The 17,481-nt window shown below is 57.0% G+C and carries 16 protein-coding genes and 2 pseudogenes; 7 read left to right on the top strand and 11 right to left on the bottom strand.

All coding sequences use genetic code 11. The features are described from left to right. Positions 1-7: 7 nt before the first annotated feature. Complete coding sequence (locus IHQ71_RS08040) at positions 8-2,995, bottom strand: AAA family ATPase (RefSeq protein WP_258161414.1); 2,988 nt, start codon at positions 2,993-2,995, stop codon at positions 8-10. Between the two features lie 638 nt (positions 2,996-3,633). On the opposite strand from IHQ71_RS08040, the gene IHQ71_RS08035 reads away from it, so the two are divergent. Together IHQ71_RS08035 and IHQ71_RS08030 are read left to right on the top strand one after the other, a co-directional pair. Further along, on the top strand, positions 3,634-4,797 hold the full coding sequence (locus IHQ71_RS08035; RefSeq protein WP_258161413.1) for a site-specific integrase: 1,164 nt from the start codon (positions 3,634-3,636) through the stop codon (positions 4,795-4,797). A gap of 12 nt (positions 4,798-4,809) precedes the next feature. After that, positions 4,810-5,004 (top strand): AlpA family transcriptional regulator, encoded by a 195-nt coding sequence (locus IHQ71_RS08030; protein WP_258161412.1) that lies wholly within the window; start codon positions 4,810-4,812, stop codon positions 5,002-5,004. A 293-nt stretch (positions 5,005-5,297) separates the two neighbouring features. Here the strand turns inward: IHQ71_RS08030 and IHQ71_RS08025 are convergent. From IHQ71_RS08025 to IHQ71_RS08010, 5 genes and pseudogenes are all read right to left on the bottom strand, one after another. Further along, positions 5,298-5,729: pseudogene (locus tag IHQ71_RS08025) on the bottom strand (ISL3 family transposase); the annotation flags it as partial. A gap of 302 nt (positions 5,730-6,031) precedes the next feature. Beyond that, on the bottom strand, positions 6,032-7,651 hold the full coding sequence (locus IHQ71_RS08020) for an L-lactate permease (protein ID WP_258161411.1): 1,620 nt from the start codon (positions 7,649-7,651) through the stop codon (positions 6,032-6,034). A 48-nt stretch (positions 7,652-7,699) separates the two neighbouring features. Further along, positions 7,700-8,698 carry a 2-hydroxyacid dehydrogenase gene (locus IHQ71_RS08015; protein WP_258161410.1) on the bottom strand — a complete coding sequence of 333 codons (999 nt, stop codon included), beginning with the start codon at positions 8,696-8,698 and terminating at the stop codon, positions 7,700-7,702. Positions 8,699-9,343: 645 nt separating this feature from the next. Next, on the bottom strand, positions 9,344-9,733 hold the full coding sequence (locus IHQ71_RS32030) for an HlyD family efflux transporter periplasmic adaptor subunit (protein ID WP_374990010.1): 390 nt from the start codon (positions 9,731-9,733) through the stop codon (positions 9,344-9,346). 60 nt (positions 9,734-9,793) lie between these two features. Next, complete coding sequence (locus tag IHQ71_RS08010; RefSeq protein WP_258161409.1) at positions 9,794-10,078, bottom strand: hypothetical protein; 285 nt, start codon at positions 10,076-10,078, stop codon at positions 9,794-9,796. Between the two features lie 236 nt (positions 10,079-10,314). Here IHQ71_RS08010 and IHQ71_RS08005 point away from each other — a divergent pair, with 236 nt between their 5' ends. Further along, positions 10,315-10,803, top strand: coding sequence for a DUF2721 domain-containing protein (locus IHQ71_RS08005; RefSeq protein ID WP_258161408.1), 489 nt, complete (start codon positions 10,315-10,317; stop codon positions 10,801-10,803). 92 nt (positions 10,804-10,895) lie between these two features. Here IHQ71_RS08005 and IHQ71_RS08000 read toward each other — a convergent pair whose 3' ends face one another. The 5 genes from IHQ71_RS08000 to IHQ71_RS07985 form a co-directional block, all read right to left on the bottom strand. Continuing rightward, entirely contained in the window at positions 10,896-11,111 is a 216-nt protein-coding gene (locus IHQ71_RS08000; RefSeq protein ID WP_258161407.1) for a hypothetical protein, read from the bottom strand. Positions 11,112-11,143: 32 nt separating this feature from the next. Next, positions 11,144-11,701 carry a hypothetical protein gene (locus tag IHQ71_RS07995; RefSeq protein WP_258161406.1) on the bottom strand — a complete coding sequence of 186 codons (558 nt, stop codon included), beginning with the start codon at positions 11,699-11,701 and terminating at the stop codon, positions 11,144-11,146. Between the two features lie 9 nt (positions 11,702-11,710). Next, a complete protein-coding gene (locus tag IHQ71_RS07990; protein ID WP_258161405.1) occupies positions 11,711-11,953 on the bottom strand; it encodes a hypothetical protein in 243 nt (80 codons plus the stop codon). Then, positions 11,836-12,237, bottom strand: coding sequence for a GcrA family cell cycle regulator (locus IHQ71_RS32025; protein ID WP_374989968.1), 402 nt, complete (start codon positions 12,235-12,237; stop codon positions 11,836-11,838). The genes IHQ71_RS07990 and IHQ71_RS32025 overlap by 118 nt, the downstream gene beginning before the upstream one ends. Positions 12,238-12,794: 557 nt before the next feature. Continuing rightward, positions 12,795-13,289: a helix-turn-helix domain-containing protein gene (locus IHQ71_RS07985; RefSeq protein ID WP_258161404.1), complete on the bottom strand. Its 495-nt coding sequence runs from the start codon at positions 13,287-13,289 to the stop codon at positions 12,795-12,797. 45 nt (positions 13,290-13,334) lie between these two features. On the opposite strand from IHQ71_RS07985, the gene IHQ71_RS07980 reads away from it, so the two are divergent. The 4 genes and pseudogenes from IHQ71_RS07980 to IHQ71_RS07965 all read left to right on the top strand — a co-directional run bounded on the left by IHQ71_RS07980 (position 13,335) and on the right by IHQ71_RS07965 (position 17,444). Continuing rightward, positions 13,335-13,655: a hypothetical protein gene (locus IHQ71_RS07980; protein ID WP_258161403.1), complete on the top strand. Its 321-nt coding sequence runs from the start codon at positions 13,335-13,337 to the stop codon at positions 13,653-13,655. Between the two features lie 150 nt (positions 13,656-13,805). Next, positions 13,806-13,927 (top strand): annotated as a pseudogene (locus IHQ71_RS07975) (cysteine hydrolase family protein); the annotation flags it as partial. A gap of 360 nt (positions 13,928-14,287) precedes the next feature. Then, complete coding sequence (locus IHQ71_RS07970) at positions 14,288-15,784, top strand: ATPase domain-containing protein (protein WP_258161402.1); 1,497 nt, start codon at positions 14,288-14,290, stop codon at positions 15,782-15,784. Next, positions 15,777-17,444, top strand: coding sequence for an ATP-binding protein (locus IHQ71_RS07965; RefSeq protein ID WP_374990009.1), 1,668 nt, complete (start codon positions 15,777-15,779; stop codon positions 17,442-17,444). The genes IHQ71_RS07970 and IHQ71_RS07965 overlap by 8 nt, the downstream gene beginning before the upstream one ends. The last annotated feature ends 37 nt before the right edge of the window (positions 17,445-17,481 follow it).

The raw sequence follows: 17,481 nt of genomic DNA, 5'->3' as shown, positions 1-17,481 counted from the left end.
GAATCCGTTACCCAAAGTGGAGTTGGAGATCTCGTTTGGCCCGCTGCTCCAGCCATTCGGCTCCCTGGCTTTCGGCCGTTTGAACGGCCCGCCGAAGATCGTTCCTGATACCGGCGGGCCTTTTGCCCAAGGCCTGGCCCAATTCGGACCTTCGTCGATGTAGCTCTGCAAGCCAGAACCTCTGGCCACTCTTGCGTCCGAGAAATATCGCGTTGTCGATCACCGCTATAGCCTCGGCGGGTCTGCCCAAACGTTCCAGGATCTGGGAATGCATATCACTGTGCATCGACAGGTTGTCGTCGGTTCCGGTCTGTTGCTGAAGGGCCAGGCCGTCGTGAAAGCGTCTTGCGCCCCGATCCGCTGAAGAGGACATTGCTTCCGCCCAACCGCAAAACATGTTGGCTCGAGCGCGGCTCGCGATCAGATCATTCTGTTCAGCCAGAGAGAGCATCCGCTCTCCAAGTCGGTAAACTTCATCATATCTGCCCTGACAGCGGCGCAGCACAATTGCGTAGTAATAACCATGCACGATGCTACCCACATGCTCGGTTGACGCTGCCCATTCCAGGCATTGACTGATAGCGGCCTCACACGCCTCGATCTGGTTCGTCAGCAAGTAGGAGAGCGCGCTCTCGCCCAATCCACAAACTTTCGCATCATGCCCGCCAAAGAAGGTGCGGTTCCTGATCGCGCGTTCTGAATCGTAGAGCTCGATTCCTTTGAGAACACAGTCCAGGCAGAATCCATGCTGTGCTGCGTCAAAACTTGTTGCCCAGGCGCAATGGTAGGATTGGAGGCGCGTTTCGGGATCGTCGGCAGCCTTCATGTCCTCCACCAGCACCTGCGCTCGCGATTGCTGGGTTAGAATGTTCGGGGCGGTAAACCACCATCCCCAGTAGAGAGGAAAGCGTCTCTCACGATTTGTCGAAGGATAACTTTTCACAAGTGACATTGCGTGCGAGTAGATCCGACGTGCCTGCTGCGAACCCTCGCCCTCGATAGCTATCGACACGACCCCGCGGAGTTGCAGCAGGTCGAGGACAAGCTCGGCCCGAGCGGGGTGTCGAGGCATTGCGGCAACTTCCTGCGCGCAGAGCTCGAGCGACCGGTTCGCCTCGTGCATTGCCGAACGAAGCACGCTCGCCTCCGCTGCCTTCAATGCGAAGCGGGCGGCATCGCTGTGAAGACCTGCTTCCGCACATTGCCAGGCAACAACCGCCGCCGGGAGGCTGGGAGTGTCCTCTTCGATCAGGAGGCGCGCTATGCGTTCGTGAAGTTGGCGACGGTCGCTACGGAGCAGGCTGCCGTAGGCGGCCTCGTGTAGAAGCACATGACGGAATTGGTATGTCTCCGCCGGGGCCTTCTTTTGTTCGATGACGTTACGAGCGACGAGAACCGCCAAATCCTGTTCGAGCGCATGGCCTTCGGGGTCGTCTGAAAGATGGCGCAGCAGGTTGCTGCTAAACTCCCGACCGATGACGCTCGCCAACTGGGCAGTACGGCGTGCCGGACCCGCCTCGGCCAGTCTCGCGGCAAGCAGATCGTTCAAGGACGACACGCCGCCTTCGTTGAGCAGCTTGTGCCATCCTGCCGAAGATTGGGTGGAGGTGTGCCTCGCTTTTAGAAAGAGGACAAGCTCGTCGGCATATAGAGGCATTCCGTCGCATTGATGCAAGACAAAGGAGGATAGGCCAGGAGGCGGTGCACCGCCCCAGACCGATGTCACCAGGTCGGTCATGGCCGCGGGACTGAGGCCCGTGAGGGTCAATCTCTCACTAAGCGTATTTGAAACTGACGTCCGGGAGGTCTGAACGACAAGAAACTGCTGCCCGTGTGCACGACCGCTCAGCCTTTCCAGCAACTCCAATGTCATGGTATCGGCCCAGTGCACATCCTCGACAACGATCAGTTTCGGGGCCCTTGCCGCACCTGAGCTCAGAATGTTGATGACGGCTTCGATGATGCTGTTCCTGAGCGCTCGCCCGGATATGTCGGTGACACGAATATTTCCTGATGTGGATCTGGATTTCTCTCTGACGAAGTCAGCAATTACCGATGCGATGGCTGTTTCCACCTCCAGACCGAGATTTCGTAGAGCGTCCCGCAGCGAAGGACCATCGAGGCCTTGCAACGATTGCCTTCCGATTCTGGATTCCAGGAAACCAATGAAGGGATGCAGAGGTTGACTGGCTAGCCCTCGATCACATTGTAGAATTATATCGTCGTGTTCGTTGTGCTGGAGCCTCCGACGAAACTCGGTCACCAGACGAGACTTTCCTATTCCGGCGTCGCCCACTATGGCTACCGATTTGCCGGCGCCTTTGCAGGTGTCGATCCATGCGCTCAAGAGCGCACCGAGTTCCTGTTCTCGACCTCTCATCGGTGTGTCGGGTTTGGGCTGTAAGGTGAACCGGTCGCTTGCCCGTATGGCCGAAAGCGGGCGCCAGACTGGTATCGGGTCGTCGAAGCCCTTGAGTTTGACGTTTCGAAGAAAGATGTAATCGAACCTGCTTCGGGTCAATTGAAATGCCGAATCTGCCACGAGGACGGAGTCCGGCTCGGCCTCCGCCTGCAGACGTGACGCCAATACGGGAGCGGCTCCAATGATGTCGTTCCCGTCGGCTGAAAATACCACGAGGCTGGTCGCCACGCCCACTCTCAATCTAAACGGCAACTTTTGCTTTCCGCGCCGCTGTCTGCGGATCGATTCAAGCAATTCGAGCGAGGCGCGTACTGCCCTTTCGGCTGCATTCTCGGCCTGTTCGGGATACCCGAAATAGCAGCAGCCACCATCCCCGAGCTTTTGGTGCAGGAAACCTCCGTGTCGAGCGATAACGCTTTCCGACATTTTGTGAAGGCTTGCCACAGAGCGGAAGAAGTCCTCTGCATCACTGTGCGACATCAGCTCTGTCGATCCAACAATGTCGTAGAAGAGCGCTGTTACCTGGCGCCGCTCGCCTGTGAGCTGGATCGGCGAAAAGAGGCCTTTGACCATCGATGCCCCCTGCATGAGCAAACCGACTATCATCACACTCTATTGGCAGAGTTTATGCAAGCACCGACTCACAAGACGATGATCTATTGGGCGCTCGCAACCGCGGCCGTCATTGATCGTGACGTCATGTACCTCAGCGAGGTTGCTGTAGCTGGTGTGGTCGATTGTATATATGAGCCAAATAATCCAGAGCCCGGCCCCGCTCGCCCAATACGCTGGGCCACTTTAAATAGCCGGTCCAAATGACCGACAAGTAAACGCGACGCTGACATCGCGTTCCGCTTTGGAATGTTCCCGAGATTGAGCCTGATGGGTGATTTGCCGAGAATCGAGACCAAATCAGCGGGAATTTGCCGCCGGGAGCGATAACCGTTGCCGTGACGGGTGAGGTACATTCGAAAGCCTCTGGGTACGGTGTTGGGTACGAACCCGAACCGAGGCTTCGAAAAACTCAATGAAATCAATGACGGCATGATGGCGGAGAAGATGTCAGCCGAAGCGCTGTTTCACCTGCTTTCACACCGCTTCAAAGTGATTAATTATCAATCACTTAGATCGTTGCGTGTTTCACGACAGTTCACCATCTATCCCACAGTTGCAACGACAAAGTGGGCCCAAAGTGGGCCTAGGGATAGAAGATGGCGATCAAAATTCCGGGCAACTACGCCGACGGTGGAAATCTCTACCTTCGTGTTCGTGACACCGGCGCGAAGAGCTTCATTCTTAAAGTGACGGTCGACGGCAAGCAACGCGAATGGACGATCGGAACCTACGGTTCGGATTGCCATCAGATCACCCTCTCCAAGGCGCGAGAACGCCGCGACGAGATGATGCCGGCCATCCGTCAGCGTGTCGAACCCGCGCCGAAGGCGAATGTGGCTGTCGAAATTGAAGCCCCTCGGGCAATTCCCACGTTCGGTGAGATAGCAACCGATCTCATCGATCAAATCGAAACCGGCTTTCGGAACGAAAAGCATCGCACCCAGTGGCGCAATACCCTGACGACCTATTGCGCATCAATCTGGTTTAAGCCGGTGGATGTGGTCGCGACCGAGCATGTGCTCGAGATCCTCAAACCGATCTGGCTGACGAAGGCCGAAACGGCATCGCGGCTACGGGGCAGGATCGAGCGCGTTCTCAGTGCCGCAAAAGTTCAGGGCTTCCGCAGCGGCGAGAACCCGGCTGCATGGCATGGACATCTCCAGCTTCTTCTTCAGAAACGACACAAGCTTCAACGGGGTCATCACCCTGCCCTGCCCTTCGCCGAGCTCCCCAACTTTTGGAAACGGCTGGCAGATAAGGACACGGTGTCCGCGGCCGCCCTCCAGTTCCTCATCCTCACTGCGGGACGGTCGGGTGAGATCCGCGGAGCAAAGTGGGACGAAATCGATTTCGAGAACAAGCTCTGGACCATTCCCGCGGCTCGGATGAAGGCGGCCAAGGAGCATGTCGTGCCGCTGTCTGAAACGTGCATCTCGATCTTGGGGCGAATGAAAGCCCAGAGGATTTCCGATTACGTCTTCCCGGGCACCAAGGAAAACACCCCGCTTTCGGACATGACCCTCACCAAGCTCCTTCGCGGACTGGCGAAGAGCTACACCGTCCACGGGTTTCGCTCGACCTTCCGCGATTGGTGTGGAGAGAAGACTGATTTCCCCCGCGAACATGCCGAGGCATGCCTCGCCCACATCGTGGGTTCGGCGGTTGAGCGCGCCTATCGCCGTGGCAATGCCCTCGAACACCGCCGGCGGATCATGTCCGGCTGGGAGAACTACATCCTCACTTCCGCATCGCCGATCTAAGGAGAAAATCGAATGTATCCTCTCTTGACCACCCAGCAGGTTTGCAAAGCGACATCGCTTTCTAGGAGCACGATCTGGCGCATGCAACAGCGCAATGAATTTCCCCAGAGTGTTCGACTGAGCACGGCAAGGGTGGCCTTTTGTGTGGGCGATATCGACGCCTGGATCGCTTCCAGGAAGCGTGGCGGTGAACAGTCGATACATTAAGTGTCTGCCGGCATTGGGATAACCAAGCGGCAAACGGCGTGGCATTTGTCAGGGAAAGACATGGGTGTAATACGGAACTAGCGGCATTGATGCGGCGTGGGGACCGGATCAAGACGACGATCAATCACCTCAGGCCCCGCGAGCGGCGCCGTGGAAGATTTGCTAGCCCAGGTCCGCTTTGCGCCCCTATTTCTGACGTCCATGCAATTTGTTGGGACACCCGAAAGCGGTCGGTCCGGTCATCACTTCTTTGATGCGCAAGCACACACTCGCGATGTATGTCCTACGGAGGCAACCATGATGGTTCCGTAGCTCGTCGCCCTGCGCTACTCATCATACCGACCACCCGTATCTCGGAATTGCGTTGAGCAACCACGGCATCCCGCTTCAACTGCCGCAGGATGGTGTCATCACTGACCGGCATGCCGAGCCGCTCCATCGACGGCTCGTCAGGACGCCACCGGCACTATGGCCGAGCAGGCCGACAATCTCTCCTGCTCGTCCGACCCGCGTATCGATCAGCTACCGTCGGCACTCGGCGGTGAATTTTCGCCGGTGCGCATTCCCGATGTGCACAACGCCAGCGGCTGAGCAGGAGTCACTGTCACCGACTTGCCTTGGACCGGCAGATCCTGGAGGTTGCGGCGGGCCCAGTCATGCCGACTTCGGCTTCGCCGAGCGGAAACAACCCACCCATCGTCAACAGTGAGCGTCACACCCAGAATCTTAACCCCTGGGCCGGGCGACCGTTTCGATTTCTTTCGCACGCCCGCCCATAGCGATATCGTCGCTAACAGCCTACGAATCGCCCAAAGTGAGGATGAACCTCAATAAATGGCAAACGACACCTCGCTTCCGTAGGTCCTGACGAGTTCATCTCCGATTGGTCGAACAGTCATCGAGGCGGCGAGCGGAGGACCATTTTGGGTTAGGCAGTCACTGATCTACCAGATGACCCGTCATCGATTATGTGGATCGTGTCTGTTCAGTTTCCTAGCAAATCGGGACGACTTTCCGAAACAAACTCTCAGACCATGAAGGACAACATAAACGTCCAGACGGAGACATACGCAAGAAGCGCGAAACTGTAGAACAGAGTCGTCCGCATGATGTCGGCTTCTCGGCCGACTTGACCAACAGCAGCGGCGGCTATGGCGATGGATTGCGGCGAGATCAGTTTTGCCATCACTCCACCACTCGTATTGGCGGCCACCAGCAGGGCTTGGCTGGTCCCGATCTGAGTAGCTGTAACCGATTGCAGGTGGGCAAAGAGGGTATTGCTGTTGACCACCGATCCGGTGATAAACACGCCGAACCAACCGATTACAGGCGCGATCAGCGGAAAGATCCGACCGGTTTGAGCCAGTCCCAGACCGATGCTGGATGATGCTCCAGAGAAATTGGCGATATAGGCCACGGCCATGATGAGAGAGATCATGGTCAGCGGGCTCCACAGCTCGCGAATTGTTGTCTTGAGCTGGTCGAACGCTCCCGACGGCGACAATCTTGATGAAAGCAAGGTGGTGATGATCACAGCGATCAAGATTGCCGTGCCCGATGCGCTGATCAGCGCTACGTTCCAGACAGCAGGCAGTGCATGGGCTGCATCAACGATGGGAGGCATTTCCTCGATCTGCAGATGCAGGAACGGGATCGGCAGTTTCAGCACCGTGGCCGCGAAAAGACCATCATTCGCAAAGAGCTGTTTGAATTGCGGCATGCTCCATGCGAAAATAAACCCGGTCAGAATGTAAAATGGCGACCAGGCCCTGAGCACATCCGTGAGCGACCAGCGTTGAGCCGATACGGGCGGGGCACCGTCTTCCCGGTAAATCCGCTTCGGTTGCCAGAACTGCATGAATAATGCCAGCGCGCCCATGGAGGCCAACGGGGCCACGATGTCAGTCAGTTCCGGGCCAAGGAAATATAGTGTGAGAGTTTGAAGGCCGCTGAAAAGTACGCCAATCACAAGCAGGACCGGCCAGGTTTCACGCACGCCGCGAAAACCATCGAGAACGAGAACAAGCAACAGGGGCACGAACAGCGTGGAAAGCTGGACGATCGCGATCATCATAAGGGACATATCCGCCAGATCGACTCCGCCTACCTTCGCACCGACCAGGACGGGAATGCCGATGGCGCCGTATGCTCCCGAGGCGGCGTTCGCGAGCAGACAGAGCATGGCTGCCTTGATCGGCTTGAAACCGAGTTCCACAAGCAGCGCGGCGCAAATCGCGATCGGCACGCCGAATCCGGCCGCGCCTTCCAGAAAGGCGCCAAAGCAGAATGCGATCAGAATGACCTGAATGCGCTGATCGTCCGATATTGTTGCGATGCTTCCCCGGATGACATCGAACTTGCCGCTCTTGACCGCCAGCTTATAGAGCCAGACCGCCATGAGCACGATATAGCCAATTGGCCACAGACCGCTCAGGATGCCGAAGACGGCCGCCCCGAGTATCTTTTCGATCGGCATATGAAAGACGGCGACAGACATCAAGATCGATATAATCAGCGTGATGATAGCGGCGTTCAATCCCTTGAGCTTCAGGATCGTCAACGCAAACAGGAAGAACAGAATTGGAAACACTGCGATTAGCGCCGAAAGATAAGGATTTCCCAACGGGTCGTAAATTTGCTGCCACATCGGCGATGTCCTGACTTATCTGGTTCGGCGCAGTATCAGAAGGTGAAATCACGCCCTCGTGACGGCATTCGGGCTTTTGGTTCCGTTGGCCAGATGGTGTATATTTTCAAACGTCACATCCGAAATTTCGCGCAGGGCTTCGATGGTGAAGAAGCCCTGATGTCCCGTTACCAGCACGTTCGGGAATGTCAGCAGACGCTGAAAAACATCATCGACAATGATGTCAGAGGAACGGTCGTGAAAGAATAGTTCGCTCTCCTGTTCGTAGACATCGATCGCGAGCGCACCGATATGGCCGGATTTCAGCGCCGCAATAACGGCCTTCGTATCGACCAATGCGCCGCGCGACGTATTGATCAGCATTGCGCCCGGCTTCATCAATGCCAGCCTCTCGGCATTGACCATGTGCCGGGTGCTCTCGAAAAGCGGGCAATGGAGCGTGATGATGTCGGAACGCGCCAGCAGGATTAGCGGATCGACCAGTTCGCCCAACTCCGCAAAGGCTGGCGGAGGCATCGGATCAAACCCCAGGACATGGCAGCCGAAGCCCTTCAGAATCCGGGCGGTGGCAAGTCCGATCTTGCCCAGCCCCACGACGCCCGCCGTCTTCCCGTGAAGTGTCATGCCCAACAGGCCATCGAGCCTGAAATTGCCTTCGCGAACCCGGTTATAGGCACGATGGGTGCGCCTGTTGAGCGTCATGATCAGTGCGATCGTATGCTCGGCGACAGCCTCTGGCGAATAGGCAGGTACGCGCGCCACAAAGAAACCAAGCTTGTCAGCGATGTCCATATCGACATTATTGAAACCTGCGCACCGCAAAAGGATGCCCTTCACGCCGAGCTTGTTCAACGCTTCGAGGACGGGTGCATCCAGCAGGTCGTTGACGAAAACGCAGACCGCATCGCATCCCTGTGCAACGGCCACTGTCTGCAACGAGAGGCCGGCTTCGTGATAAATTAGATCGATGGGCACCGCCTCGCGCTGGTTTGCCTCGTCCAAAAATTGCTTGTCGTAGCTCTGAGCGCTGAAGACTGCTACTTTCATCGAGGCCATAAGGCATCCTTCCGAGGCTTCAGGTTGGCATTAGGCGACCGCAATCGCCAAAGCCCGGGCTCCATCGCGATTGCCGGTTTGTCAGCGCGGTAGTAGCCTCTGGCAATTGACGAGTGTTTGCTTGGCTATGCTCCCCCGACGATACTCACACACATACCTGCCCGAGCGTCAGTACGTTACAGTAACGATGACGTAACAGAGGGGGATCAGGCCGAGCCTGTCGTGACCGTCAATACCGCTGGTGGCGCGTCCTGTAGACCGAAACCATGGTTCGCGTTGGATCAGTATCAGATCAAGCTGCAGATCGCAGGGATTGGTTCGAGCCTTCGTCAATCAATCCCCGGCATGGACACAGGCTAGGGGAGCACGACCATTTCCTTACAACATTGTCGGCAACGGGCGCTTGTTCCCACGATCTCGCAAGCAGGATCGTAGGGTGCTATATTACGCCGGCATCTTGAGCACATGTATCCCATCGCCACAAGGTCGAAATCATACTCTGGACCGGCATAGGCACAGACCATGTGATGGAGGACCGAAAAATACTCCAATTCCGCAGCCCGCAGGCCAGGCATACCGTTTGGTGCGCGTCTATCTGCATTTCGGGCGCTCCCGACGCAATCTACGGCGGCGTCTTCAATCAAAACCTAGAAATCCAACCAGTGCGGAGCCCACTCTGGCGGAGAATTCGGAGTAGTGCATGCGAACAGTGACACTCGCGTTCAAAGGTGGGGACAGAGCGTTCGGGGCAAAACGGACGCGCGCGATCTGGGTTGCCGGACGGACACCTGTCGGCGGCTGTTGGGTTCGAGCATACACCGCCGACACGGGTAGGATTTCTGCGATCGTTCCGGGGATGTGCCTCTTACCGAACACCACGACAACCTCTTTGCCTATTTCGGGATCGATCAGCCGCACATTGGGAATATACCAATCGACAAATACATCTCTTGGATCGAGGATTTCAGCAATCGGCGCGCCTGCAGCGAGCGATTGCCGGTCATACGCAACACCCGTCGAGACGATCCCCGAGATCGGCGCTAAAACTCTTCCTCTTTGGAAACGGCGCTCAACCTCGACGGACGTTCAGCCGTCGACAAACTTGTCGAGGGAGGCAAGCTCAATTGTGGATTCGGCGACCTCCGCTTCCAGAGTGACGACCTCCTTGGTCGCCAGGGCGAGTTCCTCCAAAACCTGCATGCGGTGGATGACCTCGGCGGCATTGGTAGCGGACATTCTCTTGTCCGCCGCCTCGCTTACGCTCTTGTAGGTGCGAGCCGCCTCGAGAGATTGGCTCGCCGCCCGCGCCTTGATACGAAGTTCCGCGCTACGCCCGGTAATGTCCGACAGAGCGAGCATGTAGGTCGCCATGACGCTATCGTGCGCTGGCGAAAGCACTTGCCCAATTTCTCTGCCGGCTGAGACACGCGCCCCGGACACCACGCTCATGCGGATCACTTGCACAGCGTAGGGCAGGGAAACCACATATCGAGCTGATGAGACCGTGCCTTCGTTCTGACATTCGCGCCTGCTTGTTGGCCTCGCGGATTACTCGAACAAGTTGCCGCGCTGAACCTGGACTGTAACGGCTACCTGGAGATTGGAGCATGGACAGTAATTCGACTTCGGCACTGCCTGAAATTGTAAGCATCATCGAAACGGCACTAACCCCTGTCTTTCTCCTGGCAGGCACTGCGGGAGTTCTCAACGTCGTGTCGATGCGCCTTGCCAGGGTTTCGGATCGCGCCAACGATGTCGCTGATCTTGTCCTTTACGGCGAAGAAGCGAATGAGGCGCGGCGCGAGCAGCTTTCATATCTCCGACACCGTACACTGGCGCTTGAAGCATCCGTTATTCTGGCGATCCTTGCTGCCGTTTTCACCTGCCTATCCACACTGGGTCTGCTGGCCGGCGCGATCAGAGAAGACTATCGAGACACGGCACTGTTCTGGTTCTTCGGGTGCGCTCTTGTTGCGCTTACGGTGTCATTCCTGGCATTCATGTACGAAATGGCCGGTGCCGCCCGCAGCATGGTTCGCCAGATCAAGAGCGACAGGCAGCGGCGTGAGAATGCCTACAAAGGTGACATTGGCTGAAAATCCTTGCCAATGTGGAAATTGCTCTGCCCCGTTAACCGGTGACTGCATGCCCCGGAGAGACGCCGCCGAAAGGTGATATTCAATAGACCCTACCCGCGCTCCGCTTTTTGATATGCCTCGATCTCGGCGGAAAACGCGTCCTTCATTTTCTCAATGACGTAGGCACTCGTGACGCCGCGCCAAAAGCAGCGCTCGTCGTCGGGCCTGATCGCCTTTAGAAACTCTATGCGGGTTTCGCCGTCGGCGCTGCGGCCAATCCTCATTATGGACTCCCTGCCTTTCACATTCTTGCGGTGCTCTTCCATGCTCACCTTCTCCGTCGCGACCGGGGCACGCATTATCGGAAGAGCATCTGAATGGACGCATAGCCGCAAGCGCCGACCAGGCTCGCGAACGTCGCTATGACCACCACCTCGATCAGGGTAAACCGACGCGCGCGGGGCCGGTCGATGCTGATGACCGGCGACGCGCGAGAATCCTTGTAAGTGGCAACCAGCTTGAAAGTGGGTTCCGGCACCGACGACGCTTCAAATTCCGCTACATACCTGCCACGTGGCAAGCGAATATGGACGCCATGATCAACACCGTAGCTTTGGTAATATAGCTCTAGAGATCGCCTGAGCCTCGTTGCCTCGATGCGAACAATCGGATCTGTATTGCTATCGAAATTGGCATCGCGACCAAACACGTCGATGGCGATTGAATAGGCCTTGATACCTTGAGATCGACCAGTAACCGCCGCTTCCACGATATATTTTAGAAAGGCCCGGTTCCGATCAGCGACCTTAAATCGGGGATCGGACAGGAGAACCTCCATTTCCGCCCGCGCAACGTCGGGATGAACCCCACCAATCGCTTTGAAGCTCGCATCTTCGGCCCGCTCGCTCATCGCCATTGCCAGCTCCTACTTAAGACTGTTCCTCATCCGCCAGAGGCCAATCAAATCGTCGGCCAACTTTGCCCGGCTCGGAGCGGCATCAATCCCGATCATGCCATGCCGTGCCAAAACTGCCTCGAACCCATCGACCTTCAGGCAAATGGCTTCAACCGCGCCTTCATGGCTATCGATGCCAAGCAACACCGTCTTAAAGCCTTCAACATCAGCTTCCTTCGAAGCGATGGCTTCGATGATATCGCTCCTTGGCATCCTCTCGTCGCGTGGGTCGCTTCAGCGCGCGTCTTCGCCATCCGGCGGAAGGGCGTTCCCTTCGTTGCTCTCGAGACCGCCAGTTTATGATGAGTTGTGCAGTAAACCGCCGCGCCATCCGTGGGCAGGCAGCAAAACAGAAAATGGCCGATCTGTTTCTGATCTTCCAGCACCGGCCATCTGCACTGGCGGGCGCGAATTTGGGTTAGCGATCGAAGCCGAAACCTGCTTTGAATGACTTCATCTCTCGGCTCGTCGCCGGTATTTACCAAATGGCCCGCCATTACCGTGCCTCCGTGTGCCTGTCCCCTATAAACCTACCAGAGCGCGAGCCACCGGGTGAGAATGTTACAGTTACACAACCGTAACATAGGGGTGATGGAGGGATACACCCCCCAGATGGGTGATGTCATAAATTTTAGCGTGTGCTAATCTTTCGAGGGACACAAGACGGGGTCGTGCATGATGGATTTTCAAATTGCGCTCTGCGTGATCGCCGGCACATGCGCCAGCGCGGCTGTTGGACTGATCCTTGTGTCCGAGGTGATCCGTAAGCGTCGCCGCAAAAAGTCACAGCTTTGGCTAGTAGAAGGCCGGCCTTGAAGCCGACGTGCGGCGCATTGGCGTATGCTCTTGGGTCAATGCCCGAAATCGGGCTGTCGATATCGACGGAGATGGCTCTCGCCCTCAGTGCAGTGCTGGCCGTCTATGCGGGGTGGTCGTGCCTGAAGATACGAGCGACCAGCGGAGCGATGTGCTCCCAGAAACCGCGCGCGCCGAGTTGATGTCTTTGCGCGGAAGTGGATGTTGGTGGAGTCAGCTAATACTCTCGCTGGTGACTTCAATGCGCCAAAGCGGACGTCGCACCAGAGAACCTCTTATCCCGCAGATAGGCCAGTTCTGCCAACAGCTCTTCACGGCTCTTGGCCTCGTCGCTTTGCGGTCCATCCGCGCCAGTGCCTGTGGTCGGTGGTTCCGGCATTGATCTGGGCTTCCCTCGCAGGCGCGGACCCAGGGCTTCAATCCCACCGCGCTCATACTGCCTCTCCCAGACCGAGAGGCAACCAACGCTGCGAATGTCGAAGAGCGCAGCCGCCTGTCGATGGGAAAGACCATCCTTCCACATCCGCTTAAGCACCGATAGCCTGAATTGCGCATCATAGTGGCTGTGTTTCCGAGCCAAGCCCGCCAAGCCATGTTCTGCGTGGCTGGCTACCCACCGACGAACCATCGAATAGTCGAGACCGAAGCGCAGCCCGACCTCTCGGTAGCTATGTGCCCCGTCGCCGTAATACTCGACAACTTCCTGCTTGAACGCGCTGCTGTGTTTGGACATGCAAAACCCCCGAAGTTGGGTGTCCAACTTTCGGGGGTCAGTTCAATGGCCGGGCTTTCTTCAAGATCAGCAATAGCGCTTTTTGACAACGACGCCGTTGTGCTTGATTTTTTTCTTTACGACGCAGCCGCTGCCGATCACAACAGTAGGACCGCCAATCCAGACGCCACCGCGCCAACCCCAACGGGCATGGTAACGGTGACCGTGGCGATATCCATGGCGTTTCCAACCTTTGTGGTGCCCGCCGCGATGGTTCCAGCCGGCGTGATGACCTTTATTCCAACCGCCGTGACGCCACTTGTTGCCTGCTTCGGCAGTGGTCGCAAGGCTGGTGGCAGCGATGAGGGCGGCGATGCCGCCAATTAAGATTTTACGCATATGAGAGATTCCTCGAGTTCGTTGTGCCTTGCGAATAGGCCAACGAACCTGAACCCTCCATGAATAAGTTCTAAAATTCCCTTTCGGTGCAGCCCGAACGCGCCATGGCTGCACCATGGCGCACTGAGGTGGGGTTCGCCAGCTTTAGCATTTGACAAGACCACTTACTCTCCTGGATCGGCGGTGGCCTGGATTTGATTTTGCGAAGAAACGCGGTCGAGACGCTGGTGATCACTGGAGGGGAGACAGACGTCTGCGTCGAAGACCAAGATGTCCGATTTCCGTTTAAACTCCTAACCGCGGACCGCCTGCTCCCGGTCCCGGAACAGCCGGACGGCAAAGCGCCCTCGTATCGGTCATAGAGATGATTATCGCGCGTGCCTAAGAGCAGACGTTGCTCCGCGGCGGCGTCACGTCGCCTGTGCGTCAACAGCAGTCATCGGGCAGCGCAGCGCGTTTAGGTGCATTTTATGCACGCAAGCGTTTCCCCGGCTTGAACTTTTCTTCGCCATACGAGTTAAGCATCGCAGGTGGGCCAATCATCAATTCATGCTCGATTGCGGGCCATAAGAGGACGCATGAAGCCGTGTATTGCCACCAAAACTTTGAGGAGTTGCTGGATGCAAAGCGGGCAAAAAGAAAAAGCTGAGATTGGCATTGCTGGCCTTGATAATATTCTCGTTGGCGGGCTATCGCGTGACCGGGTCTTTCTACTGGAGGGTAGTCCCGGCGCTGGGAAAACCACGATCGCTCTACAGTTTCTCATTGAGGGTGCGAAACGCGGGGAAAAGTGTCTCTATGTCACTCTTTCGGAGACAGAGGAAGAATTGCGAGAGGGTGCTGCATCGCACGGCATGCGGCTCGATGGACACATTGAAGTGTTCGAACTCGTTCCTCCGGAAAGCCTGCTGGACGCCAGGCAGCAGCAGAGTCTTCTGTATTCGTCCGATCTTGAGCTTGGTGAAACCACGAAGCTGATTTTTGAAGCAGTTGAGCGCGTAAAGCCTTCGCGCGTCGTTCTCGACAGCCTTTCTGAAATTCGATTGCTCGCCCAAAGCTCTCTTCGCTACCGCCGGCAAATTCTAGCTCTCAAACATTATTTTTCGCGCCAGTCGGCCACTGTCCTGCTGTTGGATGACATGACGGCTGAATCGAACGACAAGACCGTACATAGCGTCGTCCACGGAGTCATACATCTCGAGGAACTCGCCCCGACCTACGGATCGGAACGCAGACGGTTGCGCGTCTTGAAATATCGTGGGCAGGGCTATCGCGGCGGCTACCACGATTTCGCGATACGAACTGGGGGCGTCGTAGTCTTTCCGCGTTTGGTGGCTGGAGAGCACAAGACGGCATTTGAACGCGATCGTGTCGAGAGCGGAGTACCGGAAATCGACGAGCTGCTCGGTGGGGGTATCGAGCGCGGTTCAAGCACTCTGGTGCTCGGTCCCGCAGGAACCGGCAAGAGCACTTTCGTCATGCAGTACCTAGTTGCGGCGGTCCGGCGTGGTGAAAAGGCGGCCGCGTTCATATTCGATGAAGAGCTGGGCCTGCTTTTCACTCGCATGAAGCAGATGGGAATTGACCTCGAAGAGATGAGAGATGGTGGAGGTCTTCACATCGAACAGCTCGATGCTGCAGAATTGTCGCCGGGAGAATTTGCACACCGAGTGCGTGCGCGGGTCGACATGGCAGGTGCGAAAACTGTCGTCATCGATAGTATCAACGGTTACCAAGCCTCGATGCCTGACGAGCAGGCACTCATTCTCCATATGCACGAGTTGCTGCAGTACCTGAATCGCCAAGGAGCAAATACGTTTTTGACAGTCGCTCAGCATGGATTGGTAGGCGACATGAAGTCTCCGGTGGACGTTACATATCTCGCGGACACTGTAATGCTCCTTCGCTATTTCGAGGCAACCGGAAAGGTGCGTCGCGCAGTCTCGGTGATCAAGAAACGTACAGGGAGCCACGAGGACACGATTCGAGAATATCGCATATCCGGCAAGGGTTTGGCATTGGGGCAACCCCTGTCAGAATTCCAAGGCGTTCTTCGTGGCGTGCCGACCCTCGTGGGCGGACCGTTAATTGCGGCGGAGGGCACAAGTAATTCCTGACCAACTTCATCTGATCGCGCTTGTGTGTGCGCCTGACGGCCGGGATGCCGAGGTTGCCATCTCGCTTCTTCGAGAGAGCGGCATAGCAGCTGTCGCGATATCTGACTTGGCATCCGTCGTCGCATCCATCAACGACGGCACGGCTTTCGTCGTTTTGACCGAGGAAGGCGCCCACGCCGGCGATTTGCGGGCGTTGTCCGGGTGGCTTCTCCACCAACCTGCTTGGTCCGACCTGCCGTTCATCATCCTTACCCGGAGGGGCGGCGGCCTCGAACGAAACCCCTCCGCTGCTCGGTTGTCGGAGGTGCTCGGAAACGTCACATTCCTTGAGCGACCGTTCCACGTGACGACATTCATCAGCGTCGCCCGGTCCGCCCTGAAGGGACGACGCCGACAATTTGAGGCACGGGCCCGGCTTGATGAAATCAGCAGACTGAACACTACCTTGGAAGAGCGCGTCGCCCAGCGTACCGAAGAGCTGCAAAAGGCTCACAGCATTCTCGTCGAAGAGGTCGCCCAGCGTGAAAGAGCCGAGGAGCAGTTGCGACAATCTCAGAAGCTGGAAGCACTTGGTCAACTTACAGGCGGAGTGGCGCACGACTTCAACAATTTGCTCATGGCGGTGTTGGGGAATCTCGAACTCCTCAGCAAACATCTCGTCAAGGACCCGAAGGCAAGCCGCCTTCTCGACGGGGCGACACGGGGCGCGAGGCGCGGTGCGGCACTCACTCAGCGCCTTTTGGCCTTTGGGCGGCGACAAGATCTGACGGTAAAGGCCGTCGATCTGTCGGAATTGGTAAATGGTATGGACGACCTCCTCGCGAGGTCAATCGGTTCGAATATCCGGATTGAAAAGCAACTTCCCTCCGGTCTGCCGATGGCGATTGCCGACGCGAACCAGATAGAACTCGCCCTTCTCAACCTAGCAATCAACGCGCGTGATGCGATGCCTGAGGGAGGTACGCTCTCGATTTATGTACGGGAGGAAAATCTCGTCAATCCCTCCAAGGAGCTCGAGCCTGGAAGCTACCTTGTCCTCGGCGTGTCGGACACAGGATGTGGGATGAACAAGGACACGCTGGACCGGGCGATCGAACCGTTTTTCTCGACCAAGGAATTGGGAAAGGGCACGGGCCTCGGCCTATCTATGATTCATGGCCTCGCTCTCCAGCTTCACGGCACGCTGATGCTTACCAGTACTCCCGGCCTCGGAACTACTGCGGAACTCTGGGTGCCGGCGACAGCACGAGTCGTCGAACAGGTCCAAGTGCAAGCGCCTCCAGCAACTCGCGATATAACGACGCAGCTGCGCGTTCTCATGGTGGACGACGACGCTTTGATCGCAATGAGTTCTGTCGACATGCTGGAAGACCTTGGTCACGTCGTGACCGAGGCCAATTCAGGTGCCGCCGCGCTTGCCCTTCTTGAAGCAGGGCACGAGTTCGATTTGATGATCACTGACTTTTCGATGCCTGGAATGAACGGGGCTGAACTTGGCTTTGCCGCAAGGAAGCTTCACCCAAGCCTGCCTATCCTTGTCGCATCAGGCTATGCGGAACTACCTCCGGGGTCAGGAAGTGACCTGCCGCGTCTGGGAAAGCCTTATAGCCAATCGCAGCTTGCGACAGAAATCGCGAAGCTGTTTGCGAACGTGGGATAACGCCAAGAATACGATGTTTCCGGCATCTTGAACCCGA

This window comes from Rhizobium sp. TH2, from assembly GCF_024707525.1.
In the GTDB taxonomy this organism is placed as follows: domain Bacteria; phylum Pseudomonadota; class Alphaproteobacteria; order Rhizobiales; family Rhizobiaceae; genus Rhizobium_E.
The sequence above is the reverse complement of the archived record's forward strand: the minus strand, read 5'-3'. Positions and strand labels throughout refer to the sequence as shown.